Origin of the sequence: Pseudomonas sp. NFX15 (genome assembly GCF_049132105.1) — a bacterium.
Taxonomy (GTDB): domain Bacteria; phylum Pseudomonadota; class Gammaproteobacteria; order Pseudomonadales; family Pseudomonadaceae; genus Aquipseudomonas.
The window spans coordinates 18,124-43,718 of sequence record NZ_JAFMPV010000024.1; the positions used below are offsets into that span (position 1 = coordinate 18,124).

General features: G+C 60.3%; 27 protein-coding genes and 1 riboswitch. Of the genes, 8 read left to right on the forward strand and 19 right to left on the reverse strand.

Annotated elements, in window-relative coordinates; genetic code table 11:
* Positions 1-79: 79 nt before the first annotated feature.
* The 6 genes from J1D76_RS21665 to cobO are packed head-to-tail and all read right to left on the reverse strand — an operon-like array spanning position 80 to position 6,055.
* The gene (locus J1D76_RS21665) at positions 80-1,531 is read right to left on the reverse strand and encodes a cobyric acid synthase (protein WP_421140389.1); all 1,452 of its coding nucleotides are present in this window, start codon (positions 1,529-1,531) and stop codon (positions 80-82) included.
* Complete coding sequence (cobD, locus tag J1D76_RS21670) at positions 1,528-2,520, reverse strand: threonine-phosphate decarboxylase CobD (protein WP_421140390.1); 993 nt, start codon at positions 2,518-2,520, stop codon at positions 1,528-1,530. The genes J1D76_RS21665 and cobD overlap by 4 nt, the downstream gene beginning before the upstream one ends.
* The gene (gene cbiB, locus J1D76_RS21675; RefSeq protein ID WP_421140391.1) at positions 2,513-3,421 is read right to left on the reverse strand and encodes an adenosylcobinamide-phosphate synthase CbiB; all 909 of its coding nucleotides are present in this window, start codon (positions 3,419-3,421) and stop codon (positions 2,513-2,515) included. The genes cobD and cbiB overlap by 8 nt, the downstream gene beginning before the upstream one ends.
* Positions 3,418-4,068 carry a 5,6-dimethylbenzimidazole synthase gene (bluB, locus tag J1D76_RS21680; protein WP_421140392.1) on the reverse strand — a complete coding sequence of 217 codons (651 nt, stop codon included), beginning with the start codon at positions 4,066-4,068 and terminating at the stop codon, positions 3,418-3,420. The genes cbiB and bluB overlap by 4 nt, the downstream gene beginning before the upstream one ends.
* A complete protein-coding gene (locus tag J1D76_RS21685; RefSeq protein WP_421140393.1) occupies positions 4,065-5,447 on the reverse strand; it encodes a cobyrinate a,c-diamide synthase in 1,383 nt (460 codons plus the stop codon). Before J1D76_RS21685 ends, bluB begins: the two co-directional genes overlap by 4 nt.
* Complete coding sequence (cobO, locus tag J1D76_RS21690; protein WP_421140394.1) at positions 5,444-6,055, reverse strand: cob(I)yrinic acid a,c-diamide adenosyltransferase; 612 nt, start codon at positions 6,053-6,055, stop codon at positions 5,444-5,446. Before cobO ends, J1D76_RS21685 begins: the two co-directional genes overlap by 4 nt.
* A gap of 80 nt (positions 6,056-6,135) precedes the next feature.
* Positions 6,136-6,369: riboswitch (cobalamin riboswitch) on the reverse strand.
* Positions 6,370-6,523: 154 nt separating this feature from the next.
* On the opposite strand from cobO, the gene J1D76_RS21695 reads away from it, so the two are divergent.
* Together J1D76_RS21695 and J1D76_RS21700 are read left to right on the forward strand one after the other, a co-directional pair.
* On the forward strand, positions 6,524-7,108 hold the full coding sequence (locus tag J1D76_RS21695) for a hypothetical protein (RefSeq protein ID WP_421140395.1): 585 nt from the start codon (positions 6,524-6,526) through the stop codon (positions 7,106-7,108).
* Positions 7,109-7,174: 66 nt separating this feature from the next.
* A complete protein-coding gene (locus J1D76_RS21700) occupies positions 7,175-8,488 on the forward strand; it encodes a PQQ-dependent sugar dehydrogenase (RefSeq protein WP_421140396.1) in 1,314 nt (437 codons plus the stop codon).
* Between the two features lie 106 nt (positions 8,489-8,594).
* Here the strand turns inward: J1D76_RS21700 and J1D76_RS21705 are convergent, their stop codons facing one another.
* The 6 genes from J1D76_RS21705 to J1D76_RS21730 form a co-directional block, all read right to left on the reverse strand.
* Positions 8,595-9,257, reverse strand: a complete 663-nt coding sequence (locus tag J1D76_RS21705) for an O-methyltransferase (RefSeq protein ID WP_421140397.1) — start codon at positions 9,255-9,257, stop codon at positions 8,595-8,597.
* An 18-nt stretch (positions 9,258-9,275) separates the two neighbouring features.
* Positions 9,276-9,812 (reverse strand): C40 family peptidase, encoded by a 537-nt coding sequence (locus J1D76_RS21710; protein WP_421140398.1) that lies wholly within the window; start codon positions 9,810-9,812, stop codon positions 9,276-9,278.
* Positions 9,813-9,977: 165 nt separating this feature from the next.
* Positions 9,978-10,613 (reverse strand): C40 family peptidase, encoded by a 636-nt coding sequence (locus J1D76_RS21715; RefSeq protein ID WP_421140399.1) that lies wholly within the window; start codon positions 10,611-10,613, stop codon positions 9,978-9,980.
* A 223-nt stretch (positions 10,614-10,836) separates the two neighbouring features.
* Entirely contained in the window at positions 10,837-11,541 is a 705-nt protein-coding gene (gene hda / locus J1D76_RS21720) for a DnaA regulatory inactivator Hda (RefSeq protein ID WP_007898944.1), read from the reverse strand.
* A 231-nt stretch (positions 11,542-11,772) separates the two neighbouring features.
* Positions 11,773-12,846, reverse strand: a complete 1,074-nt coding sequence (locus tag J1D76_RS21725; RefSeq protein ID WP_421140400.1) for an AI-2E family transporter — start codon at positions 12,844-12,846, stop codon at positions 11,773-11,775.
* A 35-nt stretch (positions 12,847-12,881) separates the two neighbouring features.
* Positions 12,882-13,934: a DUF2066 domain-containing protein gene (locus tag J1D76_RS21730; RefSeq protein ID WP_421140401.1), complete on the reverse strand. Its 1,053-nt coding sequence runs from the start codon at positions 13,932-13,934 to the stop codon at positions 12,882-12,884.
* A gap of 385 nt (positions 13,935-14,319) precedes the next feature.
* Between J1D76_RS21730 and purM the strand changes: the two genes are divergently transcribed.
* Genes purM through J1D76_RS21745 form a run of 3 tightly spaced genes read left to right on the forward strand, consistent with a single transcriptional unit; the run spans position 14,320 to position 16,750 of the window.
* A complete protein-coding gene (gene purM, locus J1D76_RS21735; protein WP_421140402.1) occupies positions 14,320-15,378 on the forward strand; it encodes a phosphoribosylformylglycinamidine cyclo-ligase in 1,059 nt (352 codons plus the stop codon).
* Complete coding sequence (gene purN / locus J1D76_RS21740) at positions 15,378-16,028, forward strand: phosphoribosylglycinamide formyltransferase (RefSeq protein ID WP_421140403.1); 651 nt, start codon at positions 15,378-15,380, stop codon at positions 16,026-16,028. Before purM ends, purN begins: the two co-directional genes overlap by 1 nt.
* Positions 16,029-16,036: 8 nt before the next feature.
* On the forward strand, positions 16,037-16,750 hold the full coding sequence (locus J1D76_RS21745) for a DUF3108 domain-containing protein (RefSeq protein ID WP_421140404.1): 714 nt from the start codon (positions 16,037-16,039) through the stop codon (positions 16,748-16,750).
* A gap of 54 nt (positions 16,751-16,804) precedes the next feature.
* Here the strand turns inward: J1D76_RS21745 and J1D76_RS21750 are convergent, their stop codons facing one another.
* Positions 16,805-18,430 carry a methyl-accepting chemotaxis protein gene (locus tag J1D76_RS21750; RefSeq protein WP_421140405.1) on the reverse strand — a complete coding sequence of 542 codons (1,626 nt, stop codon included), beginning with the start codon at positions 18,428-18,430 and terminating at the stop codon, positions 16,805-16,807.
* Positions 18,431-18,668: 238 nt separating this feature from the next.
* On the opposite strand from J1D76_RS21750, the gene J1D76_RS21755 reads away from it, so the two are divergent.
* Both J1D76_RS21755 and J1D76_RS21760 read left to right on the forward strand, forming a co-directional pair.
* On the forward strand, positions 18,669-19,085 hold the full coding sequence (locus J1D76_RS21755; protein WP_421140406.1) for an OsmC family protein: 417 nt from the start codon (positions 18,669-18,671) through the stop codon (positions 19,083-19,085).
* A 62-nt stretch (positions 19,086-19,147) separates the two neighbouring features.
* On the forward strand, positions 19,148-20,008 hold the full coding sequence (locus J1D76_RS21760) for a pirin family protein (RefSeq protein ID WP_421140407.1): 861 nt from the start codon (positions 19,148-19,150) through the stop codon (positions 20,006-20,008).
* A 137-nt stretch (positions 20,009-20,145) separates the two neighbouring features.
* Here the strand turns inward: J1D76_RS21760 and J1D76_RS21765 are convergent, their stop codons facing one another.
* From J1D76_RS21765 to J1D76_RS21780, 4 genes are all read right to left on the reverse strand, one after another.
* The gene (locus J1D76_RS21765) at positions 20,146-20,874 is read right to left on the reverse strand and encodes a dienelactone hydrolase family protein (RefSeq protein ID WP_421140408.1); all 729 of its coding nucleotides are present in this window, start codon (positions 20,872-20,874) and stop codon (positions 20,146-20,148) included.
* Positions 20,875-20,941: 67 nt separating this feature from the next.
* Positions 20,942-22,846: a molecular chaperone HtpG gene (htpG, locus tag J1D76_RS21770; protein WP_421140409.1), complete on the reverse strand. Its 1,905-nt coding sequence runs from the start codon at positions 22,844-22,846 to the stop codon at positions 20,942-20,944.
* Positions 22,847-22,927: 81 nt separating this feature from the next.
* Entirely contained in the window at positions 22,928-23,380 is a 453-nt protein-coding gene (locus tag J1D76_RS21775) for a PaaI family thioesterase (RefSeq protein ID WP_421140410.1), read from the reverse strand.
* On the reverse strand, positions 23,377-23,853 hold the full coding sequence (locus J1D76_RS21780) for a PaaI family thioesterase (RefSeq protein WP_421140411.1): 477 nt from the start codon (positions 23,851-23,853) through the stop codon (positions 23,377-23,379). Before J1D76_RS21780 ends, J1D76_RS21775 begins: the two co-directional genes overlap by 4 nt.
* Before the next feature lie 161 nt (positions 23,854-24,014).
* Here J1D76_RS21780 and J1D76_RS21785 point away from each other — a divergent pair, with 161 nt between their 5' ends.
* Complete coding sequence (locus tag J1D76_RS21785; RefSeq protein ID WP_421140412.1) at positions 24,015-24,248, forward strand: hypothetical protein; 234 nt, start codon at positions 24,015-24,017, stop codon at positions 24,246-24,248.
* Positions 24,249-24,315: 67 nt separating this feature from the next.
* Here the strand turns inward: J1D76_RS21785 and J1D76_RS21790 are convergent, their stop codons facing one another.
* Together J1D76_RS21790 and J1D76_RS21795 are read right to left on the reverse strand one after the other, a co-directional pair.
* A complete protein-coding gene (locus J1D76_RS21790; protein WP_421140413.1) occupies positions 24,316-24,717 on the reverse strand; it encodes an MAPEG family protein in 402 nt (133 codons plus the stop codon).
* Positions 24,717-25,454 (reverse strand): DUF599 domain-containing protein, encoded by a 738-nt coding sequence (locus J1D76_RS21795; protein WP_421140414.1) that lies wholly within the window; start codon positions 25,452-25,454, stop codon positions 24,717-24,719. Before J1D76_RS21795 ends, J1D76_RS21790 begins: the two co-directional genes overlap by 1 nt.
* Positions 25,455-25,595 lie beyond the last annotated feature (141 nt).

Genomic DNA, 25,595 nt, shown 5'->3' on the forward strand with positions numbered 1-25,595 from the left:
CGAGGTTTACGCAAATTTCCTGATCAACCCAAATCTCTGTGGAAGCGGGCTTGCCCGCGAAGAGGCCATGGAAGGCGCCTCAAATTCCGCAGAGCTGCCGCAACATCGCGGTATCCAGATGCTTCTCCACCAGATCCGCCAGCCGCTCGATATCCCGCTCACGCAAGCCGTGGTAATCCACGTCCTGCACCTCTTGCAACCCGGCCCAACGCAGCAGCGCAGTGCACGCCGCCGGCGACTCGAACAGCCCGTGCAGGTAGGTGCCGAAAATCTGGCCGTCCGCACTTTGCGCACCGTCGCAGCGGCCGTCATCCAGATGCACAGCGGCGTTTTCCAGCGCTGGCCCGCAGGTTACACCCGCATGAATTTCATAGCCTGAAACCGGCGCATCTTCCAGCGCCAGACGACCGCGCACATTGCGCAATTGCTTCTCTTGCTCGAGCTGGGTCTGGAACGCCAGCAAACCCAAACCGGCACTGGAACCCGGTGCACCTTCAAGGCCCAGCGGGTCATGCACTTGCTCGCCGAGCATCTGCAAGCCGCCGCAGATCCCCAGCAGTTTGCCGCCATAACGCAGGTGCCGGGCGATGGCGGTTTCCCAGCCGTTGGCGCGAAGGAACGCGAGGTCGCTGCGCACGCTTTTCGAGCCGGGAAGAATGATCAGGTCGGCCGGCGGAATCGCCTGGCCGGGGCCGATGAATTGCAGGTCCACCTGCGGATGCAGGCGCAGCGGATCGAAGTCGGTGTGATTGCTGATGCGCGGCAGCACCGGCACCACGACTTTCAGCACTTGTTCGGCTTTATCGGTCTGGCGTTGATCGATGCCGTCCTCGGCTTCCAGGTGCAGGTCCATCACATAGGGCAGCACGCCGATCACCGGTTTTCCGGTGCGTTCTTCGAGCCAATCGAGTCCCGGTTGCAGCAACGCGATGTCGCCGCGGAAACGATTGATGATGAAGCCTTTGACCCGCGCCTGCTCAGTGGACGACAGCAATTCAAGGGTGCCCACCAAATGCGCGAAGACCCCGCCGCGATTGATGTCGGCAATCAGCACCACCGGGCAATCCACGGCTTCGGCAAAACCCATGTTGGCAATATCGCCAGCGCGCAAATTGATTTCCGCTGGCGAGCCGGCGCCTTCGACCATCACCAGTGGATACGCCGCGCTCAGGCGCTCGTGCGAGGCCAACACCGCTTGCATGGCGATGCTTTTGTAGTCGTGATAGGCAACGGCGTTCATGGTAGTGACGGCGCGGCCATGAATGATCACTTGGGCGCCGGTGTCACTGTTGGGCTTGAGCAACACCGGGTTCATGTCAGTGTGCGGTTCGAGCTGCGCGGCCTGGGCCTGCACGGCTTGCGCGCGGCCGATTTCACCACCGTCGGCGGTCACGGCACTGTTGAGCGCCATGTTCTGCGGCTTGAACGGCACCACCCTGACACCCTGGCGCGCGGCCCAACGGCACAACGCAGTCACCAGTGTGCTTTTGCCGGCATCCGAGGTGGTGCCCTGCACCATCAGCGTGGTCATGGGGTTTCCTTGGCAAATTCTTCGAAGGCCTGCGCCAGCCGCACCCAGTCAGTTTCGTCACCGGGCAAGCCGAATCGCAGGCTGCTGTTGTGCGTGAACAAGCGTAGGAGAATGCCGCGCCGGGCCATGAATTCATGCAGCATTTCGGCGCACTCGGTCACCAGCCACTGGAACAGCGCGCAACCGCCGTGTGGCTTGAAACCGTGTTGCTCTAGCAGCGCCGCCAGACGCTCGCTGGCCTCCTCGGCGCGCAGCCGTTGCCGCGCCTGCCCTTCGTTGTCGCGCAGGCAGGCCTGGCCCACTACCCGGCTGGCCCCGCTCACGGCCCACGGCCCGACTTGTTCCGCCAGCAGCTTGAGCAACTTGCGCTCGGCCAGCACAAAGCCCAGGCGCACACCGGCCAAGCCGAAAAACTTGCCGAAGGAACGCAATACGATGAGTCCGACCTGATGGGCAAACGGCGCCAGGCTCAGTTGCGGCGTGACGTCCATGAACGCTTCGTCCACCACCAGCCAGCCACCGCGCTGGGCCAGTCGTGCGTGCCAGTCGAGCAGGCGACTGGGCGTCAGGCTCAGGCCCGTGGGGTTATTCGGATTGACCACCACCAGCACATCGAAACTGTCGATGAAGAAGTCGACTTCCTGCTCCACAACCTCGCGCACGATATAGCCGTTGCGACGCCACGCCTCGGCGTGTTCGGCATAACATGGCGACAGCACGCCGACCTTGCCCGCTCGACGCAAACGCGGCAGCAGTTGAATGGCCATTTGCGAGCCGGCCACCGGTAACGCCTGCAAGGTGCCGTAATAATCACAGGCCGCTTGCTCCAGTCCGTCGTCGGCTTCGGGCAATCGAGCCCAGGCCCGCAGGGGGATCTCCGGCACCGGGAACGGCCAGGGTGCGAGGCCCGTGGACAGGTCCAGCCAGTCAGCTTCGTCTATTCCGTACTCAAGCGCCGCCTTGCGCAATCGGCCACCGTGCTCAAGCATAAAATTCGGCCCCCAGGCACAAAATCAGCAACCACAACCATACCCCGCGCTGGACCAATTGCCAGCCCCGGTCGATGGAGTCGGCATCCGCCGGCACACCTTCGCCGAGCGGCGGACGCTGATGCAATTGGCCGTGATAAATCGCCGCTCCGCCCAATTCGACACCAAGCGCTCCCGCACCCGCCGCCATCACCGGACCAGCATTCGGGCTATCCCAGGTCGGGCCTTGAGTACGCCAGCATTTCAACGCCATCCGGGTTTTGCCCAGCAGCGCATAGGTCAGTGCCACCAGCCGCGCAGGAATGTAATTGAGCACGTCATCGATCTTCGCCGCCGCCCAGCCAAAGCGTTCGAAGCGCTCGTTGCGATAACCCCACATCGCATCCAGCGTATTGCTCAGGCGATAGAGCACCACGCCCGGCGCACCCGCCACGGCAAACCAGAACAACGCGGCGAACACCGCATCGCTGCCGTTTTCCAGCACCGACTCGGTCGCAGCCCGGGCGACTTCGGTTTCATCCAGTTCACTGGTCTGGCGGCTGACCAGATAGCCAACACGGGTGCGCGCCGTTTCCAGGTCATGGCTGCGCAACGCCTTGGCCACAGGTTCGACATGCTCACCGAGACTGCGCATGCCGAGGGCGCAATAGAGCGCGAGAATCTCGACGATCCAGCCGACATAAGGCGCCCAGGAGAAGGCCGTGGCCAATAGCGTCAGCGGCACCACGGCGATCACCCATGCGGTGACGCCATGGCTGCGCCAACCACGACCGCCGCCGTTGAAACGTTGCTCGATGCGCTCGGCAAAACGGCCGAACGCCACCAGCGGATGCCAGCGTTTGGGTTCACCGAGCAGCGCATCCAGCGCCACCGCGGCGACACTCAATAACGCCACACTCATTGACTCACTCCCCAATAATTTTCATACAGCAACTCATGCAACGGACGCGCCTGCGCCCAGCCTTCGAGCACCAGCATCGGCGCCGGATAAAACTCCTTGACCGGCCCCAGGCAAAGCACCGCGAGCGGTTTGGCGCCGGGCGGCAACCTCAGCAATTCGGCCAGGGCTTGCGGTTCGAACAGCGATACCCAGCCCATGCCCAACCCTTCGGCGCGGGACGCCAGCCACAGGTTCTGGATGGCGCAGGACAACGAAGCCATATCCATTTCCGGCAAGGTACGACGGCCGAAAATATGCCGTTCGCGGTCGTCCATCAGGGCAGCGACCAGCACCTCGGCGCAATCGCTGATGCCTTCGACCTTGAGCGTCATGAACTCATCGCTGCGCTCGCCGAGGGCTTCGGCGGTGCGCACGCGCTCTTGCTCCACCAAGGCCTGGATTTGCCCGCGCAAGACGCGATCACTGATGCGGATGAAGCGCCAGGGCTGCATCAGGCCGACACTGGGTGCCTGGTGTGCGGCTTCGAGCAGGCGCTGGAGCAATGGCGGCTCGACGGTGCCGCCGCTGAAATGGCGCATGTCGCGGCGTTCGGCGATGGCGCGATAGACCGCAGCGCGTTCGGCTTCTGAGAATGCGTTGTCGCTCATGGTCTCTTCGCGAGCAAGCCCGCTCCCACAGGGTTTAGGTGATCCTTTGTAGGCGCTGACTTGCCAGCGAAGGCGGCCTCAAGGTCCGGCGCAAACAGCGCGGCAATCGCCGAGGGATTGGATGGAAAATAAAAATGCACATAGGAGGCCGTCATCCGCCCCTCTCGATAAACCGCCTCCGCGCCGCGCCCGCCGTTAGGGCTCAAGCCCCGGGCAATCGGCGTCAGCTCGGTGGTGGTCAGCGAATGGTGATAGGTATGCCCGCGCAGCGAACCTTCGGGCAATTCCACCGCTTGCAATGCCAGCGCTGCCAAGCGTTTCTGCATCACCGCCTCACCGGCCAGCAGCCCCACCAGTTCAGCGCGAGTGCCTTCGACATCGGTCAGGGAATCGAGCAGGTACAACATGCCGCCACATTCGGCGAGCAGCGGTTTGCCCGCCCGGTGGTGGGCGCGGATCGAATCAACCATCGCCGTGTTATGCGCCAGCGCGACATGGTGCAGCTCCGGGTAACCCCCCGGCAGGTACAGGCTGTCCGCTTCCGGTAACTCACAGTCGCGGATCGGCGAGAAGAACGACAGCTCAGCGCCCATCGCCCGCAGCACATCCAGGCTCGCGCCGTAAGTAAACGCAAAGGCTTCGTCACGGGCCACGGCAATGCGCACACCCGCGAGCAACGGCTCGAGGTCGATGACATCGGGGGCGGCAAATTCGACCGCTGGCGGCAGCGCGACTTCGCAACTGCTGGCCAGGGCATCGGCCGCCGCATCGAGGCGCAGGTCGAGATCGTTCAACTCGCTAGCCTGCACCAGCCCCAAGTGTCGGCTCGGCAATTCGATTCCGGTTTCCCGCGACAGCGCGCCGTACCAGCGCAACCCTTCGGTCAGGCTGCCTTCGAGCAGTTGCGCATGGCGCAAGGTGCCGACGCGATTGGCCAGCACGCCGGCGAACGGCAAGTCCGGTTGGTAACGCGCCAGCCCCAGGGCCAAGGCACCGAAGGTTTGGGCCATGGCGGTGCCGTCGATCACAGCCAGCACCGGCACGCCGAAATGCCGCGCCAGATCGGCGCTCGACGGCGTGCCGTCGAACAGCCCCATCACGCCTTCGATCAGGATCAGGTCAGCTTCAGCGGCGGCTTCCCACAGCAGTCGGCGACTCTCCTGCTCGCCGACCATCCACATGTCCAGTTGATACACCGGCGCACCGCTGGCACGCTCAAGGATCATCGGGTCGAGAAAATCCGGGCCGCACTTGAACACGCGAACCTTGCGCCCCTGATTGCGGTGCAATCGAGCCAGTGCCGCGGTGACGGTGGTCTTGCCCTGGCCGGAGGCCGGCGCGGCAATCAAGACCGCCGGACAGTGTCGGGGTTGACTCACAGTTCGACGCCTTTTTGCGCTTTGATGCCGGCCTGGAAGGCGTGCTTGATCATGCCCATTTCGGTAACGGTGTCGGCCAGCTCGATCATTTCCGGTTTGGCGGCACGACCGGTGACCACCACGTGCTGCATCGGTGGCCGGGCGTGCAGATCGCTGAGCACCTGGTCGAGATCGAGGTAGCCATGCTTGAGGGCGATGTTCAATTCATCGAGCACCACCATGCCGATGGAGGGATCGCGCAGCAGCTCCCGCGAGACCGCCCAGGCGGCTTCGGCGGCAGCGATATCGCGCTGGCGGTCCTGGGTTTCCCAGGTAAACCCTTCGCCCATCACGTGAAAGCGCACCTGCTCGGGAAAGCGCCGGAAGAACAGCTCTTCGCCGGTGCTATTGCGGCCCTTGATGAACTGCACCACGCCGCATTGCATGCCGTGGCCCATGGCGCGGGCAAGCATGCCGAAGGCCGAACTGCTCTTGCCTTTGCCGTTGCCGGTCAGCACCAGCAACAGGCCGCATTCGTTCGGGGAATTGGCGATGCGCTCGTCGATCACCGCTTTCTTGCGCTGCATGCGCGCCAGGTGGCGTTGGTCACGATCGGGGGTATCAGTCATGGGGAGCTCTCCGTTGAGGCGGGAATAACGGCGGGCTGGCACAAGAATAGAAGGCAACAAGCCTGGCATCGCCCACCGTGATGCCGCTGGATGAATCAGGCCGGTCTCCGGGCTCATGAGTGGCATGCAGCCAGACTGTGCGCCTTCCCGCATCGAATCGACGCAGTGGCATCAGGCACAGTTTTCACTCATTTACCGTTGCGGGGGCAGCGCCGGAATCGCGGTGCTTCCATCAATAGAAGAACTCACTCACCGGCTTCCCTGTTTCACTCTGTCGACCCAAGTCACAGAGCACCTGAAACAAGCCGCGAAGGTTAGAGGGTTGGGGGTGGAGCGTCAATTAAAGCCGGGAGGCCGTACGGCAAATAAGTGTCGAAAATCAATTAACTGACGTCAATCTTGTGCCACAATCTGCGCAATGATATCAAAGAGCCACAACCGCACATCAAAATAACAAGGGTGAGCCCCATGCAAGGCATGATCATCAGCAATCCAAAGCTGGAATTCCTGCGCCCGGTGCTCGAGCGCTGGTTTGAATGCATCGACCGCTACAACGCTGTTCGCGGCGATGGCGAAGCTCCGTACTGGCATGACGAAAAAGCCAACCTCGGCCTTTTCTCCGCCGCGGCCTGGATGGCCGAGATGGTGACACTGCAACAGACGCCCACCCGCAAACAGACCGAAGAAGGCGAACGCAACAGCCGCGCCGACTTATTCCTCGCCTCGACCGAAACCCGTGCCTATATCCAGACCAGCCAGCGCTGGCCCCGGGTCAACAGCCTCAACCTGACCCAGGCCCTGCTCGACATCGCCAGCGACGCCAAGCGCCTGAGCCATGCCAGCGACCTGAAACTCGGCTGCCTGTTCGTCGCCCCGCAAAAAGCCCAGCAAGGCGCCACGCCGGAAGAGCTCCAGGACATGGTCGACGACCTGCAAAAGGAAAACTCCTGCGCGGTCGCCTGGTATTTCCCGTACGCCTACCGCAAGTTGCGCAACGAAGCCGGTCACTATCATCCCGGCATCGCGGTGCTGTTCAAGGAAGCTCGCGGCTGAGGGTTGAACCATCGGGCGACAACACTTCTCTATGATAGGAACAAGGCCCTCATAGGGAACCACAGCATGCGCACACCCCCGCTCATTCTTGTCATCGCACTGTCCGGAGGGCTCGCCGCTTGTGGCGAGACCTCCAGCCTGCCAGTCTCCGACGGCACCGGCCCCTCGCCGCAGTTGCCGGCCCCGGATAAAACCCTGATCCCGACCGTGAACATCGCCCCGGCCATAGGCTGGCCGCAGGGGATGAAACCGATCGCCGCCACGGGCACTCAAGTGGCCGCTTTTGCCGAAGACCTGGATCACCCGCGCTGGCTTTACGTGCTGCCCAATGGCGACGTGCTGGTGGCAGAAACCAACGCCCCACCCAAACCCGAAGACGGCAAAGGGATTCGCGGTTGGGTCATGAAGAAAGTCATGAGCCGTGCCGGCGCGACTGTACCCAGCGCAAACCGCATCACCCTGCTGCGCGACAAGGACCACGATGGCGTGGCGGAAACCCGCAGCGTTTTTCTGGAAAACCTCAACTCACCGTTTGGCATGACACTGGTCGGCAATGACCTGTACGTCGCCGATACCGATCGCCTGCTGCGCTTCCATTACGAAACCGGTGACACGGCGATCAAATCTGCGCCGATCAAAGTGATCGATCTGCCGGGCGGCCCGATAAATCACCACTGGACGAAAAACGTCATCGCCAGCAAGGACGGCAGCAAGCTGTACGTCACCGTGGGCTCCAACAGCAACGTCGCCGAAAACGGCCTGGACAAGGAAGAAGGCCGCGCCGCGATCTGGGAAGTCGATCGCGCCAGCGGCCAGCACCGGATCTTTGCCTCGGGCCTGCGTAACCCCAACGGCATGGCTTGGGAACCCAAGAGCGGTGCATTGTGGACCGCGGTCAATGAACGGGATGAAATCGGCAGCGACCTGGTGCCGGACTACATCACCTCGGTGAAAGACGGCGCCTTCTATGGTTGGCCATTCAGCTACTACGGCCAACATGTCGACACTCGTGTCGAGCCACAAAATCCCGACCTGGTGGCCAAGGCTATCGCTCCGGACTACGCCGTCGGCCCGCACACCGCGTCACTGGGCCTGACCTTTGCCGACAACAGCAAGCTGCCAGCGCCTTTCACCCAAGGGGCATTCATTGGCCAGCACGGCTCGTGGAACCGCAAACCGCACAGTGGCTATAAAGTGATTTTCGTGCCGTTCAGCGCAGGCAAACCGGCCGGCACACCGGTCGACGTCCTCAGCGGTTTCCTCAACGACAAGGAAGAGGCCATGGGCCGGCCGGTGGGCGTGGTGATCGATCAGCAGGGCGACCTGTTGGTGGCGGATGATGTGGGGAACAAGGTGTGGCGGGTGTCGGCAATCAAGTAATGCGCCGCACTTGTAGGAGCAAGCCTGCTCGCGATTGCGCACGATCAGTTGACAAAATCGCTGACTGACACGCCGCTTTCGCGAGCAGGCTCGCTCCTACAGAGGCTTAGCGTTTGCGGCACAGGGTCAATCCATCACCCAGCGGCAACAATGACAGGTCCACCCGGGCATCGTCTTTCAAGGCCCGGTTGAGCGCCTGGATCGCTTGGGTGTCCGCACTCTCGGGGCAGCTTTCAAGCACTCGCCCACTCCACAAGGTGTTATCGAACACCGCCATCCCACCCACCCGCAGCAAACGCAGGGCATGCTCCAGATAGCGCGGATAATTGGCCTTGTCGGCATCGATGAATACCAGGTCGAACTGCTCCCACTGACCTTTTTGCTCAAGATCAGCCAGGGTTTCGAGGGCGGGCGCCAGGCGCAGGTCAACCTGCTGGTCAAGCCCTGCTTCCTGCCAATAGCGCCGCGCGATGGCGTTGTAGTCGCCGGGGATGTCACAGCAAATCAGCGAACCATCAGCCGGCAGCGCTGCCGCCATGCACAGCGCGCTGTAACCGGTGAAGGTGCCGACTTCGAGCAAGCGCCTGGCACCCGTCAGCTTCACCAGCAAGGCGAGAAACTGCCCTTGCTCCGGTGCCACCTGCCAACGCGCCATCGGCAGCGCCTGGGTTTCATCGCGCAAACGCTTGAGCAGCGGCGTTTCGCGCAGGGAAACATCCAGCAGGTATTGATACAGGGCGTCATCAAGGTTGAGTGTGCGAGCCGTCATGGTCAGCGACTCCTGACGCTACGGGTTGCGTGCTAGATGTTCGGGCTGCAGAACGCGCTTGGCACTCAAATAAGCCTTTTGCCAATACGCCTTGGACAGGCTGTCGAGTTTCACGGTGCCACCGGTGGCAGGCGCATGGACGAAACGCCCCTCTCCGACGTAGATACCGGCATGACTGACCTGTGAACCACCATGGGTGGCGAAGAAAATCAGGTCACCCGTTTGCAGGCCTTCCTTGCCCACATTCGCCGCTTGCATCGAGATCATCTCGCGGGTGGTGCGCGGCAAGGAAATACCGGCGACATCGCGGTAGACGTAGGCAATCAGGCCGCTGCAATCAAACCCTGAGTCAGGCGTGTTGCCGCCCCAGCGATAGGGCGTGCCGACCAGGCCCAACGCGCGAAACAGCACGTCTTCCGCTTCTGGCGAAAAGGCTTGTGAGGAACCGAAAACGATGGGCGCGCGAACCACTGGCGCAGGTGGCGGTGTGCGACTGGCGCAGGCACTGAGCAGTGCTGCGAAGCACATGATTGCGAGGCGGGCCGACATCGTCATAAGCAGAGCATCCTGATCTGGCTGCGGCTTTTTCTGCCGGGAGTGCAGAAAAGAAAACCGCCTGCGCGGGGCGCAGGCGGTTTGCCATCATTCATACATCAGGATTCTAGCGGTTATATGGCAAACTTCAAGTAAGACTTTAAGTTGACCTTACAAACTGTCCGCTTACTTGCGAGCGGTGACGATTTCCGGGCCCGCAGCAGGTGCCATCGCGAGGGCGCGCTTGGCTTCGATGAAGGTTTTGTTCCAGTACGAGTCACCCAGGCTGTCGATGCGCACACCACCGCTTCGGCGGCTGCTCGAATGGATGAACTGGTTGTCACCCAGGTAGATCCCGGCATGACTGACGCGACCGCGACGACCGTTGGTGGCGAAGAACAGCAGGTCGCCCGGCTGAAGCTTGCTGCGCGAGACCAGCGGAGCGTCCACGTTGATCATTTCGCGCGTGGAGCGCGGCAGGTTCATGCCCGCTTCTTCGCGGTACAGGTAACCGATGAAGCCGCTGCAGTCAAAACCGGCTTCGGTCGTACCGCCGAAACGGTAACGGGTACCGATCAGGGACATGCCGCGTTCGAGGATGCTGTCGGCCAGGGCCGGAAGCTGGTAGGACTTGCCGCCAGCGAAGTCGGCCAGTTCTTTTTCAGTTGCCAGTTCTTCCTGGTACAGAGCGGAAGATTGGGCGGTTGCAGCGGTTTGAACCTGCTGTTGAGGCGCTTGCTGGGCCACGGGAGTGTGGGCAGCGCAACCGAACAACAGGGTGACGAGTGCGAGAGGCACGAGGGGTGCGAAGCGATTTAGCATGGGCACGACCGTGGCTGAAGTTGTAAAGAAGTCGAGACTATGCCCGCTATCAACCTCATTTGCAAATTCAATCGAACTTTTTGTGACTTATTGGTTTCTCGTTAACATCTAAGCGCTTAAGCCCATTTTAAACATACGTGCGGCCTGCCCCCTGGCAGGAAAGCGGCTTTTCTGGCGCCTGAAATATGCCGAACCCCATCAGAACCCACGGTTTTAGCGGGCTCTACCAGCCCAGGGTTTCTTTCAAGAACGGGATGGTCAGCTTGCGCTGCGCTTGAAGGGAGGCCTGATCGAGACGCTCGAGCAGCTCGAACAGCGCGCTCATGCTGCGGGTACCACGGGTCAGGATAAAATGCCCGACTTCGTCGGTCAGGTGCAATCCGCGACGGGATGCGCGCAATTGCAGGGCACGCAACTTGTCCTCGTCGGACAACGGGCGCATCTGGAAAATCAGGGCCAGGGTCAAACGGGACTTGAGGTCCGCCAGTTTCACTGGCAACTCACGCGGAGATGTCGACGCCGCAATCAACAAGCGTCGGCCGCTATCACGCAAGCGATTGAACAGGTGGAACAACGCCTCCTCCCAGTCAGCCTTGCCGGCAACCGCCTGCAAGTCATCCAGGCAAACCAGTTCGTACTGTTCAAGGTTGTCGAGGATTTCGATGCCGCGATCGAGTAACTCGGCCAGCGGCAGATACACCGCCGGCTCCCCCAACTGCTCGAAACGCAAGCATGCAGCCTGCAACAGGTGCGTACGCCCTACCCCGTCCTTGCCCCAGAGGTAAATCAGGCTTTCGGTCCAGCCGGCGTCGGCTTCGCACAGTCGCTCGACATAGCCGAGTGCAGCGGCATTGGCGCCTGGGTAATAATTGATAAAGGTGGCGTCGTCACGCAGACGCACACCTAGGGGCAGCTGAATCGGTTTCATGCTGACTGAACAGTTCCAAAAGGAACCGTTAGTGGCCTCTGTGTAAAGTTTGCGAAGTTTATACCCGTGAAGCGGGCCGCACAATGCGACAGACCACAAGCAAAATCAAAGGTTTGCGTTAACGCACCGGTTTTGTGACAGTTTCTTTGGCGTTGCGTGTGACAGCCGCATGACACCCGCAGGCTGATCCGGTACTAACCCGGACAGCCCACCTTCACCTCTTGACCCCCTCTACAGTTCGGGGTCGTCCGCCCCACTGTAAATCTCGGAATCCTTGTACAAATCATGCACATGGCGCACTAGCACCATGATCACCGCCGCCACCGGCAGCGCCAGCAACACTCCGGTAAACCCGAACAGCTCACCCCCTGCCAGAATCGCAAAAATCACCGCCACCGGGTGCAGGCCGATGCGGTCGCCGACCAGCAACGGGGTCAGTACCATGCCCTCCAGTGCCTGGCCGACCATGAACACGGCGACAATGCCCAGCATCGGGTACAGGTCACCGCCAAACTGAAACAGCCCCGCAATCAGCGCCGCGCCAATGCCAATGATAAATCCCATGTACGGCACGATCGCTGCCAGGCCGGCAATCAGGCCAATCAACAGGCCTAACTCCAATCCGACCAGCATCAGGCCTGCCGCGTAGATCACTCCCAAGGCCACCATCACCAGCAACTGCCCGCGAACGAATGCCCCCAACACTTCATGGCACTCACCGGCCAGCGCTACCGCACGTTCCTCACGATCACGAGGGAGCAAACTGCGGATTTTGGCCATCATCAGGTCCCAATCGCGCAACAGGTAGAAACTCACGACCGGGATCAACACCAGGTTCGCGAGAAAACCGATCAGCGCCAACCCCGAGGCCGTGGCATGGCTGAGCACCACGCTGACCACATCGGTGGTCTGGCTCATATGCTCACTGATGGCGGCCTTCAGTTTGTCGAACTTCCAGAAACCGTCGGACAAGCCGAACTTCGACTGCGCCCAGGGCAACGCCGTGTGCTGCAACCAATCAAGCATCTGCGGCGCCAGTTCATACAGGCGAAACAACTGCCTGGCGAGCAACGGCACCAGCACCAGCAGCAGCGCGGTGAAGATCAAGGTAAACAGCGCAAACACTGTCACCACACCCCAGGTGCGAGACAGGCCGGCTTTTTCCAGTCGATCCACCAGCGGGTCGAACAGATAGGCCAACAGCAGTGCCACCAGGAACGGCGTCAGGATCGGATGCAACAACCAGACAAACGCACACAGCAGGAGCACCCCACCAAGCCAGAACCAACGCCGCGTATCACCCATGAACCACTCCATTGCTTCTATATAAGAAAGAAAAACTACCAGCGAAAACGCAGTTGCGGTGTCGCTGCGGGCGCGACAGCAGGTACCGCACCGCCAGCGGCTGGCGCAACGGGCGCGACCGGTGCCGGTGCTGACTCTGCCGGCGCTTCCTGGAGCCTCGCCAGGGACAGTTGCGCTCGCAATTGATCGGCGCTGCCATTGACCCGATAGAGGATCCGGTCCCCCTCGACTCGTTGCACGCGCCCGCCGAAAGGCTCCAACAAACGCCCCAAAGTCGCGTAGTGCTCAAGATTCATGCCCTGTACTTCCAGCAATTGCTCGCCCGAGGCACCCGGCTTGGCCACAAAACGCGGTGCCAAGCGTTCGGCGACCGCCAGCATCACCGCATCGGCCACGGCTGCCTGGTCGGCAGCTTGTTCGCTACCGGCTTCTTTCTTGTCGCCCAGCCACAACTGCCACTTGGCTTGCCACTGCCCACCCTCTTCCTTGGCGTGTACCGCCAGCAACGCGTCGGCGTTGTAGCGCTCCGATGCTGCATGCAAAGGTGCCGGATCGGGCGCCTCCAGATTCGGCGCGGTCGCGACGATCTGCTCGTTCAAATCCGCCAATGGCAAACGCAATGGCAAGCCACGGTGTTGAGCAGCCCGACGCAGCGGTGCCGCACTGGCCTGCCCGTCGCCGACCAGGCTGGAACCTTCGGTGGAATCGTTCAACCACCAACTCAGGATCGACGGCCGGTTGGCGCCCCACATGGCCAGGCCGGCGCGGCGCAGAGCCTGCTCCGTGGTGCCCGGGTCGAAATCGACCTTGAGCACTTCCGGCGGCCCGGCCTCGAAACCGTACTGGCTGATAATCTGTTGCGGCTCTTTGCGAATCGCTGCCAGCCCCGGGCTCTGAGCGGCCTTCGGGTCGCCCGTCAGGCGCAGCACCAAGGTATCCAGCGCCCGCTGCGTCGCCTGATCGCGCTCCTCGGGCGACTGGCCATTGACCGGCTCGCGCACCTGATAAAGGCCTTTGACGGTTTCGGCATGACTGACCAGGCTGACCACGGACAAACAACTGACAAGCAAGAATTGACAAAAACGCATGGAAGATTCCTGACGACAAGAGCGGCTGGAACAGACCGCATGAAGACGATCGAGCAAGGCTGTGACCATCGCCCGACGTAAAACATTCACACGTCCCGGGTAAGTTTTCGCACTGCCATAACGATAGACGGTTAATCGCGATTCTTTATACAGACGCGAAGGATGCCATCATCCCCGGGCAATATCGTTTTTTTTAGGCGGATATGACCCTGCTGTCGGCCTGAGGATGGCCGCTGCGGCTCAAGCCTGATAAAATCGCGCGCCTTCGCAGACCGGCAACAGCCGGGCAGTGTCCAAATAGCGCGGATGGCTCTCGCCTACGCAGTTTCGGCGCTCCCGACGGACTCGGTCGTTACCCAGAAATCCCCCCCTAAAGGCCTGGATCATGAGCAAGCAACCCTCCCTGAGCTACAAGGACGCCGGTGTAGACATCGACGCCGGTGAAGCATTGGTCGAACGCATCAAGAGCGTCGCCAAGCGCACTGCGCGCCCGGAAGTCATGGGCGGCCTGGGCGGTTTCGGCGCCCTCTGCGAAATCCCGGCCGGCTACAAGCAGCCTGTGCTGGTTTCCGGCACTGACGGCGTCGGCACCAAGCTGCGCCTGGCCCTGAACCTGAACAAGCACGACAGCATCGGCATCGACCTGGTGGCCATGTGCGTGAACGACCTGGTGGTCTGCGGCGCCGAGCCACTGTTCTTCCTCGACTACTACGCCACCGGCAAACTCAACGTCGACACCGCTGCCCAAGTCGTGACCGGCATCGGCACTGGCTGCGAACTGTCGGGTTGCTCGCTGGTGGGCGGCGAAACCGCTGAAATGCCAGGCATGTACGAAGGCGAAGACTACGACCTGGCCGGCTTCTGCGTCGGCGTCGTGGAAAAATCGGAAATCATCGACGGTTCCAAAGTGGCTGCCGGCGACGCCCTGCTCGCCCTGCCGTCTTCCGGCCCGCACTCCAACGGCTACTCGCTGATCCGCAAGATCATCGAAGTATCCGGTGCCGATATCGAAAACACCCAGCTCGACGGCCAGCCGCTGACCGACCTGCTGATGGCTCCGACCCGCATCTACGTCAAGCCGTTGCTCAAGCTGATCAAGGAAACCGGCGCGGTCAAAGCCATGGCCCACATCACCGGTGGCGGCCTGCTGGACAACATCCCGCGCGTTCTGCCAAAAGGCGCGCAAGCAGTGGTTGACGTAGCGAGCTGGAACCGTCCGGCCGTGTTCGACTGGCTGCAAGAGAAAGGCAACGTCGACGAGAACGAAATGCACCGCGTGCTGAACTGCGGCGTTGGCATGGTCATCTGCGTGGCTCAGGAGCACGTTGAAGCCGCCCTGAACGTTCTGCGCGAAGCCGGCGAACAGCCATGGGTCATTGGCCAGATCTCCACCGCTGCCGAAGGCGCGGCTCAGGTTGAACTGAAGAACCTCAAGGCTCACTAATGCCTAAGACCTGTGATGTCGTGGTGCTGTTGTCCGGCACCGGCAGTAACTTGCAGGCCCTGATCGACAGCACGCGGACCGGCGACAGCCCGGTCCGCATCGCTGCGGTGATCTCCAACCGCGCCGACGCCTACGGCCTGCAACGCGCCAGGGACGCGGGTATCGACACCCGCTCGCTGGATCACAAGGCTTTCGAAGGCCGCGAGGCCTTCGACGCCGCCCTCATCGAACTCATCGACGCCTTCAATCCAAAGCTCGTGGTACTGGCCGGTTTCATGCGCATTCTCAGCGCTGGATTCGTGCGCCACTATCAAGCTCGCCTGCTCAATATCCATCCCTCGCTGCTGCCCAAATACAAAGGGTTACACACTCATCAGCGCGCGCTGGAAGCCGCAGACACCGAGCACGGCTGCTCCGTGCACTTCGTCACCGAGGAACTCGATGGCGGACCACTGGTCGTACAGGCTGTAATACCGGTAGAGTTACAGGACACGCCGCAGAGTCTGGCGCAGCGGGTCCACGCTCAGGAACACCTGATCTACCCGATGGCCGTACGCTGGTTTGCCGAAGGTCGTCTGGCCCTCGGTGAGCAAGGTGCTTTACTGGATGGACAGTTACTCGCGGCCAGCGGCCACTTGATTCGAACCTAGGAGATTTTATGCGTCGCGCCCTGCTCTTCGCTTGCGCTCTGCTCGCCTTGCCCTTCGCCCAGGCGGCAGACCTTCAACCTTTCTCCGCCAGCTACACCGCCGACTGGAAACAGCTGCCCATGAGTGGCACTGCCGAGCGCAGTCTCGCAAAAATCAGCGACGGCAAATGGAAACTGAGTTTCAAGGCATCGATGATGATCGCCAGCCTGTCCGAAGAAAGCACCCTGACCCTGGACAAGGACACACTCCTGCCGGAGTCGTATCACTTTGAACGCGGCGGCCTGGGCAAGGCCAAGAAGTCGGACCTGGATTTTGACTGGAACACCAAGATGGTGACCGGCACCGATCGCGGTGACGCAGTCAAGGTTCCACTCAACCGTGGCATGCTCGACAAATCCACCTATCAGTTGGCCTTGCAGGAAGACGTTGCCGCCGGCAAGAAAAGCATGAGTTATCAGGTGGTCGATGGCAGTGATGTCGACACTTATGACTTCCGCGTGCTGGGGTCGGAAAAAGTCGAAACCAAGGCTGGCAAGATCGATGCAATCAAGGTTGAACGCGTACGCGACCCGACGCAGAACAAACGCATCACCGTGATGTGGTTCGCCAAGGATTGGGACTACCTGCTGGTCCGCCTGCAACAAGTCGAAACCGACGGCAAGGAGTACAACATCATGCTCCTGAACGGCACGGTCAACGGCAAGGAAGTCAAAGGCAGCTGATTCACACCGGCACGAAAGAGCCCCGCCCTCGCGGGGCTTTTTTTCGCCCGCTATCTAGACCGAGAACCGCGCCACCAGGCTGTTCAAATCCACCGCCAAACGAGACAACTCCTGACTGGCCGCACTCGTCTGGTTGGCCCCCGCCGAACTCTGTTGCGACAGGTTACGAATGTTCATCAGGTTGCGGTCGACTTCACGCGCCACTGCTGCCTGCTCCTCCGAGGCACTGGCAATCACGATGTTGCGCTCGTTGATCAAGGTGAATGCCGAGGCAATATCTTCCAGGGCAACGCCCGCCGCTTTTGCCGCCTCCAGGGTCGAACGAGCCTGAACGTTACTTTGCTGCATCGAACTGACGGCCGAATCCGTACCTTGCTGGATACCGGCAACCATCTGCTCGATCTCCCGGGTCGATTGCTGGGTGCGGTGCGCCAGCGCCCGGACTTCATCGGCCACCACCGCAAACCCGCGGCCGGCCTCCCCCGCCCGCGCCGCTTCGATGGCGGCGTTCAAGGCCAACAGGTTGGTCTGCTCGGCAATCGCGCGAATCACGTCGAGGACTTTGGTGATGCCATAGACCTTCTGCGCCAAATCTTCGACCTGCGATACGTTGCAGGTGACATCCTCAGCCAGCGACTCAATCGAGCGTACGGTCTGCTGCACTTGTTCGCGGCCATGCTGGGCAATCCGGTCGGACTCGCGCGACGCTTGCGAAGTCGCCGCCGCGTTGCTCGCCACTTCCTCCACGGCAGCGGTCATCTGATTCACAGCCGTGGCCGCTTGCTCGATTTCCAGACTTTGCTGGTGCAGGCCACGGGTAGCGTCTTCCGTGACGCAACTGAGCTCCTCCGACGCCGAGGCCAATTGATTGGATGAATCGGAAATCCGTTGAATGGTCTCGCGCAAACTTTGCTGCATGCTTTTCAGCGCGTGCAGCAGACGCGCCGGCTCATCCTTGCCGTCGATGCTGATGGCAGCGGTCAGGTCACCACCGGCAACCACTTCGGCGACCTTCAACGACTGCGATAGCGGCAACACGATGCTGCGGGTCAATAACAGCGCCAGGCCAATGGTAATCAGCGCCGACAGACCGACCATGACCCCCACCCAGATTCGCGACTGATTGAACACCTGGCGCCCGGCCTCTGTCGCCAGATTGGCATTGTGCTGGTTCAGGTCAACCAACGACTTGAGGGTGACCGTGATCTCGTCCGCCAGCGGATTCATCTCGCCATTAAGGATCGCCGCGGCCTCTTCCACCCGTCCCTGGGTGGCTTCAGCCATCACTTGGCTCTGAAACTGCAAATATTTGCCCTGGGCCGCCTTAAAGCGATCGAACAACACCCGCTCTTCGGGCAGCACGATCAACTGGTCATAACGTTGTTGGGCTTCAGTGAGCACGTTTTTGAGATCGGTGATTTTGCTGACGTTCTGTGCCTGCGCCTGCGGATCGCGATTGATCAATAGGCGCATGGTCAAGGCCCGTAGCCGCAACATGTCCTGACTCATGTCACCGACCGCCATCACGCTGGGCAGCCAGTTGTCATCGACCTGATCGGACTGTGCCCGCATGTTCGACATTTGCAGCAACGCAAACGCCCCCAAACCAAAAACCATTAACGCCAACAGGCCAAAACCGAGACTCGCGCGGGGCGCAATATTGAGACTTCTGATACTCATCTACGCTGGCTCCTTCCAAAAGCGCTGCCTGTGGCAGCTGGTGCTGTTAGACGATATCGGGCTGTAGTAAATTTGCGTAAGACGAAAAAGTGATATCAAAACACCATTACTGTTACGGTAACGATTCAGCGAAAAAACCCTTTGAAGCAGAAAACCGGAACGCACTTGCGGCGCCATGCTCTATACCTTCAAGGTCTTTTTGGATCGAATCATTCTCCCGTTGCCTGCGAGGTTTCCCATGACCGTTACCGTCAACACCGTTTCTGCCGAAGGTTTTCGCCACAGCGTACAAATCGATGACCACGAACTCTTCGCCGACGTGCCCGTCGCGGCGGGCGGTGAAGGCTCGGCGCCGGAACCCCACGATTATTTCGACGCCGCGCTGGGTGCCTGCAAAGCCCTGACCCTGAAGTTGTATGCCAAGAAGAAAGACATCCCATTGACCGGAGTCAGCGTAGAAGTCAAGCGCGACAACAGCGAAGAGCAAAAAGGCAAATACACGCTGCACGTCAAACTGACCCTCAAGGGCGTACTCACCGATGCCCAGCGCGATGAGCTGCATCGCGTCGCCGACCGCTGCCCTATCCACAAGCTGATGACCACCTCTGAAGTCAGTATCGAAACCCATTTGTCCGAAGGCGCATTCAGCCAATAGCGGCAACGGCGACGTAAGCGGGTTATGCTCGAACGCACTACCCGCTCAGCCTGGAACGCACCATGACCACTCCGCTCGTGATCCGCCCTCGCGCCGAAGATGTCGAAGGCCAGCCGATTCTCCGCCCGTTGCCGTCCGCCAAGTGCCGCAGTGTCGGGCCCTTCGTGTTTTTTGATCACATGCTCGAAACCGAATACCCGGCGGGCAAAGGCATGAACATCCGCCAGCACCCGCACATTGGCCTGTCGACCCTCACCTACCTGTTTGAAGGGCAGATTCAGCACAAGGACAGCCTCGGTTCGGATCAACTGGTCAATGCCGGGGATGTCAGCTGGATGACCGCCGGCACCGCCATTGCCCACGTAGAGCGAACACCCCAGCCGTTGTGGGAACGCAGCTTCAAAATGCATGGCCTGCAAATCTGGCTGGCGTCACCCCGGGAAAAAGAACAGGGGCCGGGGCACTACAGCCACCATCCGGCGGCGACGCTTCCTGTCAGTGACAACCTGGGCGTGAAGATCCGCATGATCGCCGGGTCAGGCTTTTGCCTGGAATCGCCGGTGCCGGTGCTTTCGCCTACGTTGTATGCGGAACTGCACTTGCAAACAGCGACGACATTGCTGATCCCCACCGAGCATGAAGAACGTGCGCTGTATGTGTTGAACGGTGAGGTGCAACTCGATGGAGAGCCGATAGAGCTGCATTCACTGGTGGTATTGCCTGCCGGGGAGGAGATGACGCTGTTTGCTGAAAGCGACAGTCACGCCGTTTTGTTCGGCGGCGCGCCGCTGGACGGGCAGAGGCGGATCAACTGGAATTTTGTCGCGAGCGACCCGGCGGCGATTGATGAAGCGCGCAGGCGCTGGGCGGCCGGGGATTGGCCGACGGTGCCGGGGGAAAATGAGCGGATCGAGTTACCGTAGATTTGTGTCGCTTGGCAGTCCGTCTTCGCTGGCAAGCCAGCTCCTACAGGGTTCGAGGTAAAAACGTACCTGTGGGAGCGGGCTTGCCCGCGAAGAGGCCAACCCAGGCACCAAATTAGCCAGTGCCGGCCAACACATCAGCCCTTGAACACTTCATCCAGCAGATTGTGCATCGAGGTGAACGCCCGCGCAGCGACCTTCGCGTCGTACATCATCATGCCCGGTACGTTAGCGTGCGGGTCAGTGAAGGAATGGAACGCGCCGCCGTAGCTCAACAACTGCCAGTCCACATCCGCTGCGTTCATTTCAGCTTCGAACGCCGGCAACTGCTCCTTCGGCACCAAGGGGTCGGAGGCGCCGTGCAGTACCAACACCTTGCCCTTGATGTTCTTTGCATCAGCAGGGTTCGGCGTGTCCAGGGTGCCGTGGAACGATATCGCGGCCTTCACCGGTGCGCCGGTACGAGCCAACTCCAGGGCGCAGCAACCGCCGAAGCAGAAACCGTAGGTCGCCAGCTTCGAGGTATCGACAGCCGCCTCACCCTGACTCTGCAACTGCTCGAACGCCACTTGCATGCGCTTGCGCAGCAATGCCCGGTCATTCTTCAACGGCATCATGGCCGCGCCGGCCTCGTCATTGTTCGACGGACGCACCGCTTGCCCATACAGGTCTGCGATCAGCACCACATAGCCCTTGGCAGCCACCGACTTGGCGATTTCCTCGGCACCGGCGCTGACGCCCATCCAATTTGGCGCCATCAGCAAGCCTGGGCGCGGGCCTTTGTGATCGGCATCGAAGGCCAGGCGGCTTTCGTAATCCTGGCCGTCGATTTGATAGGCAACGGAACGTACAGTGATTTGGCTCATTTCAGACTCCTGATTGGTGAACACCAGAAAGAAAAAACCCGCCGAAGCGGGTTTTTCTGCAACACAGTTAAGCCGATAGTTCGACCAACAGCTTGTTCAAACGGCGCACGTAAGCGGCCGGATCTTTCAAACTGTCACCGGCCGCCAGGGCCGCCTGATCGAAGAGGATGTGCGACAGGTCGCCGAAGCGCTCTTCGCTCTGCTCGTTGTCGAGCTTCTCGATCAGAGGGTGAGCCGGGTTGAATTCGAAGATCGGCTTCGAATCCGGCACCTTCTGCCCGCTGGCTTCCAGGATCTGGCGCATCTGCAGGCCCAGGTCCTGCTCGCCGATGGCCAGGATCGCCGGGGAGTCGGTCAGGCGATGGGAGACCCGCACTTCTGCCACGGATTCGCCCAGCGCGGTCTTCAAACGCTCGACCAGACCTTCTTTGGCCTTGGCCACTTCCTCTGCGGCTTTCTTGTCCTCTTCCGAGTCCAGGTTGCCCAGGTCGAGGTCACCGCGTGCCACGTCGACGAAGCTCTTGCCGTCGAAATCGCTGAGGTAGCTCATCAGCCACTCGTCGATACGGTCGGTCAGCAGCAACACCTCGATGCCTTTCTTGCGGAAGACTTCCAGGTGCGGGCTGTTTTTGACCTGCGCGTAGGTTTCGCCGGTCAGGTAGTAGATCTTGTCCTGACCTTCCTTGGCGCGAGCCAGGTACTCAGCCAAGGCAACAACCTGTTCGCCATCGTCGCCGTGGGTCGATGCGAAACGCAGCAGGCCGGCGATTTTTTCCTTGTTGGCGAAATCTTCCGCCGGGCCTTCTTTCATGACCTGACCAAAGTTTTTCCAGAAGCCCTTGTATTGCTCAGGCTCGTTCTTCGCCAATTTTTCCAGCATGTCCAGCACGCGCTTGGTCAGCGCCGACTTCATCGAGTCGATGATCGGGTCTTTCTGCAGGATTTCCCGCGACACGTTCAGCGACAGGTCGTTGGAGTCGACCACGCCCTTGATGAAGCGCAGGTACAGCGGCAGGAAGGACTCGGCCTGATCCATGACGAATACGCGCTGCACGTACAGCTTCAGGCCTTTCGGCGCTTCGCGCTGGTACAGGTCGAATGGCGCACGGGCCGGCACGTACAACAGCGAGCTGTATTCGAGCTTGCCTTCGACCTTATTGTGGCTCCAGCTCAGCGGGTTTTCGAAGTCGTGAGCGATGTGCTTGTAGAACTCCTGGTATTCCTCGTCCTTGACCTCGGTACGCGGACGGGTCCACAGGGCACTGGCGCGGTTGACGGTTTCCCATTCAACGGCCGGCTTCTCCTCACCTTCGGCGGCTGCCACTTCTTTGGGCAACTCGATCGGCAAAGCGATGTGGTCGGAGTACTTCTTGATGATGTTGCGCAGGCGCCAGCCATCGGCGAACTCGTCTTCACCGGATTTCAGGTGCAGAACAATGCGCGTGCCGCGGTCAGCCTTGTCGATGGTCGCGACTTCGAAGTCGCCTTCGCCCTTGGACGACCAGTGCACGCCTTCGCTGGCAGCGCTGCCGGCACGACGGCTGTACACGTCGACTTTGTCGGCGACGATGAAGGCGGAGTAGAAACCAACACCGAACTGGCCGATCAGGTGCGAGTCTTTCTTCTGGTCGCCGGTCAGGTGCTTCATGAAATCGGCGGTGCCGGACTTGGCGATAGTACCCAGGTGGGTGATCGCATCTTCACGGCTCATGCCGATACCGTTGTCTTCGAGGGTGACGGTTTTAGCGTCCTTGTCGAAGCTCACGCGGATTTTCAGTTCCGCGCCACCTTCCAGCAGCTCTGGTTTGGCCAGGGCTTCGAAACGTAATTTGTCGACAGCGTCAGAGGCGTTCGAGATCAATTCGCGCAGGAAAATTTCCTTGTTGGAATACAGCGAATGGATCATGAGGTGCAGCAGTTGCTTCACCTCGGTCTGGAAGCCCAGGGTTTCCTTTTGAGTTTCCACACTCATGGTCATCAAACTCCAATCAGATGGCATAAGCCGCGACATTAAGTGTCGACGGCGGGTTGTCATCTGAGTTTGGGGCTGAGTTCAGGATTTCAAGGGCTCTTCGAGTTTGAAATGGGCACGGGCCGTGGCAATCGGTTCGGCTTCAGTACTTTGCCACGCCGTAATCGCCACGTTGGCCACCCGGCGGCCCTGGCGACACACCTGGCAACGGGCCCAGGTATCGCGAAATTGCCCGGCGCGCAGGTAGTCCAGGGAGAAGTCGATGATCTTTGGCACACCGGGTGAGCCAGTGGCGACCAGCAGGTGCAACGCAGCGGCCAGCTCCATGAAACCGGCAATCACGCCGCCATGGATCGCCGGCAATAAAGGGTTACCAATGTTGTCCTTGTTGGCGGGCAGCTTGAACAGCAGTTCATCACCCACTCGTGAGCATTCGACGCCGATCAACGCGGCGTAAGGAATCAGCTGCAGAAGCGCGGCGTAGTCACCCTGTTCGTGGGCCTTGCGCAATTGGTCTTGCAGTGTGTCCGTCATTTCGCCCCCCCGGCGATGGCGCCACCAAAGCCTTTGGTGCCCTTGATGCCCTTGCCCATGCGCATGAATGTCCCCACCACATGGGCGACGGGGTGCTCCGGGTCATCCTGATAGGCAAAGCCGCGAGCAAAAATCACGTCGGTGGTGACCCGGTAGCACTGGGCAAAGCCGTAGACCGCCTTGTGCGGTTCGGCGGCGTGCATGTAGTCGATGCGCAAGTCGAGTGTCGGGCAGACTTCAAACTCCGGCAGTACGCAAAGGGTCGCCATGCCACAAGCCGTGTCCATAAGCGAGGTCAGCGCGCCGCCATGAATCACGCCGGTTTCAGGGTTACCGACGATCTGCGGACTGTAAGGCAACATGATCGTCAGGCCTTCGTTGCTGGCGCTGTGTACCTCAAGTCCAAGCACCTGGCAATGTCGCAGCGCCGATAGAAAGCGCGTCGCACGCTCAAAAACGGGGTTTTCAGCCATTTGTAAAAAACTCCTGTTTTTTATACCCAACCAGTGCGGTGGCAGTACCAGTAAAAGTTCCGCATTAGAACAAACTTATATATCTGAAAGAATTGAGGAACTTAACCCGAATGCCTGAGCTCTTAAGGCCAGTAGATATTTTCCATAAGGAGAAACACCCCATGCGTAAGACTTTAGCTATTGCCTTGATGTTGACCGCTTCCCTCGGTCTCGCTGCCTGCGATAAAAAATCCGAGGACAAAGCTCAAGAAGCTAACAAACATGCTGAACAAGCGCAGCAGGACATGAGCAAAGCTCAGGATAAAGTGAACGACGCTGCGAAAGAAAACGCCGATGCTGCCAAAGCTCAGGCTGAATCGAACGAAGCCGCTGCAAAAGAAGCACCTAAGAACTAATCCGGTTTTTAGCGTGACAAAAGAAAACCCGCCTGGTGCGGGTTTTCTTTTGCCTGAAATAAAGCAATTAGAGCAACACGGTTCTAAAAGTCGGACTAATCATCAGCAATAACGAACAGGCCAAACCGATCACCCAGACCAGGCTGCGCACCGAAGGCAGATCTTTCAAGTAACACACCAGGTAAATAACCCGTGCGACCACGAAGATGATCGCCAGCAAATCGATGAGCCATCCTGCCGTCTGCGTGGTATGCGCCATCAACACGCCCACCGCAAATAGCATGAATGCCTCGATACTATTTTGATGCGCCGCCAGCGCACGTGCGCCCAGGCCCGTGAGTTGCGCTTGCTGTTGGCGCGGCAAGTGGTTGTTGTAACCGCCCTGCTCTTTCATCGCCTTGCCGACCGGCATACGCGCGACGTAAATCAACAACGCACTGATAAACACACACCAGAACGGAATACTCATCAAGCAGCCTCTTTGGTCAACTCGGGCAATGGCGCCTCTGTAGGGGTATAGACCATCACGTCGAGAACATCGGAATGAAACTCGCGGCGGTACAGTACAAACACCACGCCCGCACTCATCAACATAAATAGCCACGGGCTGACAAACCACGCCAGCATGGTCATGCCGAAGTAATACGAGCGCAGGCCGAAGTTGAACTGGTTGGCCGCCATCGAGATGACACGCGCCGCGCGGGATGCAAATGCCTTGCGCTCCTGCTCGGAAACGTGGCGTTCGCCGACCATCGGCGCCGAACCCACCAGCACCGCGGCGAAATTGTATTGGCGCATGCACCAGCTGAACGTGAAGAACGCATAGACGAACACCAGCGCCAGGCACAATAGCTTGATTTCCGACATGCCTTGCGACGCTTGTTGCACCATCGGGATATCCGCCAGCAGCGACACCGCTCGCTCGGAAGCGCCGAGTACCGTGAGAATACCGGCCAGGATAATCAACGTACTCGAGGCGAAGAACGATGCGTTGCGCTCCAGGTTGCCGATCACACTGGCATCGGCGATACGGTTGTCGCGCAGCAGCATGCGGCGCATCCAGTCCTCGCGGTACAAATGCAGCACGCTGGCCAGGCACGCCGTGTCGCGGCCCTTCCAGGTGGCGTAACGGGTGTAGCCGCCCCAGCAGATGACAAACCAGACGGCAGCAAGAAGGTGGATCAGGTTGGCTTGGATAAACGACATGCAGGTCCTTTTGATGTATTTGCGGTGTACATAAACCCTGTAGGAGCGAGCTTTCTCGCGAAGGTCGTGAACGATGAAGCGTGATTGCTCGAAAGACGCGTTGCTCTCAGGTTCTTCGCGAGCAAGCTCGCTCCTGCAATT

Excerpts from the sequence above, each read along its gene's own strand:
- J1D76_RS21665 (WP_421140389.1), bottom strand. The coding sequence starts at position 1,531 with ATGACCACGCTGATGGTGCAGGGCACCACCTCGGATGCCGGCAAAAGC.
- cobD (WP_421140390.1), bottom strand. The coding sequence starts at position 2,520 with ATGCTTGAGCACGGTGGCCGATTGCGCAAGGCGGCGCTTGAGTACGGA.
- cbiB (WP_421140391.1), bottom strand. The coding sequence starts at position 3,421 with ATGAGTGTGGCGTTATTGAGTGTCGCCGCGGTGGCGCTGGATGCGCTG.
- bluB (WP_421140392.1), bottom strand. The coding sequence starts at position 4,068 with ATGAGCGACAACGCATTCTCAGAAGCCGAACGCGCTGCGGTCTATCGC.
- cobO (WP_421140394.1), bottom strand. The coding sequence starts at position 6,055 with ATGACTGATACCCCCGATCGTGACCAACGCCACCTGGCGCGCATGCAG.
- J1D76_RS21695 (WP_421140395.1), top strand. The coding sequence starts at position 6,524 with ATGCAAGGCATGATCATCAGCAATCCAAAGCTGGAATTCCTGCGCCCG.
- J1D76_RS21700 (WP_421140396.1), top strand. The coding sequence starts at position 7,175 with ATGCGCACACCCCCGCTCATTCTTGTCATCGCACTGTCCGGAGGGCTC.
- J1D76_RS21705 (WP_421140397.1), bottom strand. The coding sequence starts at position 9,257 with ATGACGGCTCGCACACTCAACCTTGATGACGCCCTGTATCAATACCTG.
- J1D76_RS21710 (WP_421140398.1), bottom strand. The coding sequence starts at position 9,812 with ATGACGATGTCGGCCCGCCTCGCAATCATGTGCTTCGCAGCACTGCTC.
- J1D76_RS21715 (WP_421140399.1), bottom strand. The coding sequence starts at position 10,613 with ATGCTAAATCGCTTCGCACCCCTCGTGCCTCTCGCACTCGTCACCCTG.
- hda (WP_007898944.1), bottom strand. The coding sequence starts at position 11,541 with ATGAAACCGATTCAGCTGCCCCTAGGTGTGCGTCTGCGTGACGACGCC.
- J1D76_RS21725 (WP_421140400.1), bottom strand. The coding sequence starts at position 12,846 with ATGGGTGATACGCGGCGTTGGTTCTGGCTTGGTGGGGTGCTCCTGCTG.
- J1D76_RS21730 (WP_421140401.1), bottom strand. The coding sequence starts at position 13,934 with ATGCGTTTTTGTCAATTCTTGCTTGTCAGTTGTTTGTCCGTGGTCAGC.
- purM (WP_421140402.1), top strand. The coding sequence starts at position 14,320 with ATGAGCAAGCAACCCTCCCTGAGCTACAAGGACGCCGGTGTAGACATC.
- purN (WP_421140403.1), top strand. The coding sequence starts at position 15,378 with ATGCCTAAGACCTGTGATGTCGTGGTGCTGTTGTCCGGCACCGGCAGT.
- J1D76_RS21745 (WP_421140404.1), top strand. The coding sequence starts at position 16,037 with ATGCGTCGCGCCCTGCTCTTCGCTTGCGCTCTGCTCGCCTTGCCCTTC.
- J1D76_RS21750 (WP_421140405.1), bottom strand. The coding sequence starts at position 18,430 with ATGAGTATCAGAAGTCTCAATATTGCGCCCCGCGCGAGTCTCGGTTTT.
- J1D76_RS21755 (WP_421140406.1), top strand. The coding sequence starts at position 18,669 with ATGACCGTTACCGTCAACACCGTTTCTGCCGAAGGTTTTCGCCACAGC.
- J1D76_RS21760 (WP_421140407.1), top strand. The coding sequence starts at position 19,148 with ATGACCACTCCGCTCGTGATCCGCCCTCGCGCCGAAGATGTCGAAGGC.
- J1D76_RS21765 (WP_421140408.1), bottom strand. The coding sequence starts at position 20,874 with ATGAGCCAAATCACTGTACGTTCCGTTGCCTATCAAATCGACGGCCAG.
- htpG (WP_421140409.1), bottom strand. The coding sequence starts at position 22,846 with ATGAGTGTGGAAACTCAAAAGGAAACCCTGGGCTTCCAGACCGAGGTG.
- J1D76_RS21775 (WP_421140410.1), bottom strand. The coding sequence starts at position 23,380 with ATGACGGACACACTGCAAGACCAATTGCGCAAGGCCCACGAACAGGGT.
- J1D76_RS21780 (WP_421140411.1), bottom strand. The coding sequence starts at position 23,853 with ATGGCTGAAAACCCCGTTTTTGAGCGTGCGACGCGCTTTCTATCGGCG.
- J1D76_RS21785 (WP_421140412.1), top strand. The coding sequence starts at position 24,015 with ATGCGTAAGACTTTAGCTATTGCCTTGATGTTGACCGCTTCCCTCGGT.
- J1D76_RS21790 (WP_421140413.1), bottom strand. The coding sequence starts at position 24,717 with ATGAGTATTCCGTTCTGGTGTGTGTTTATCAGTGCGTTGTTGATTTAC.
- J1D76_RS21795 (WP_421140414.1), bottom strand. The coding sequence starts at position 25,454 with ATGTCGTTTATCCAAGCCAACCTGATCCACCTTCTTGCTGCCGTCTGG.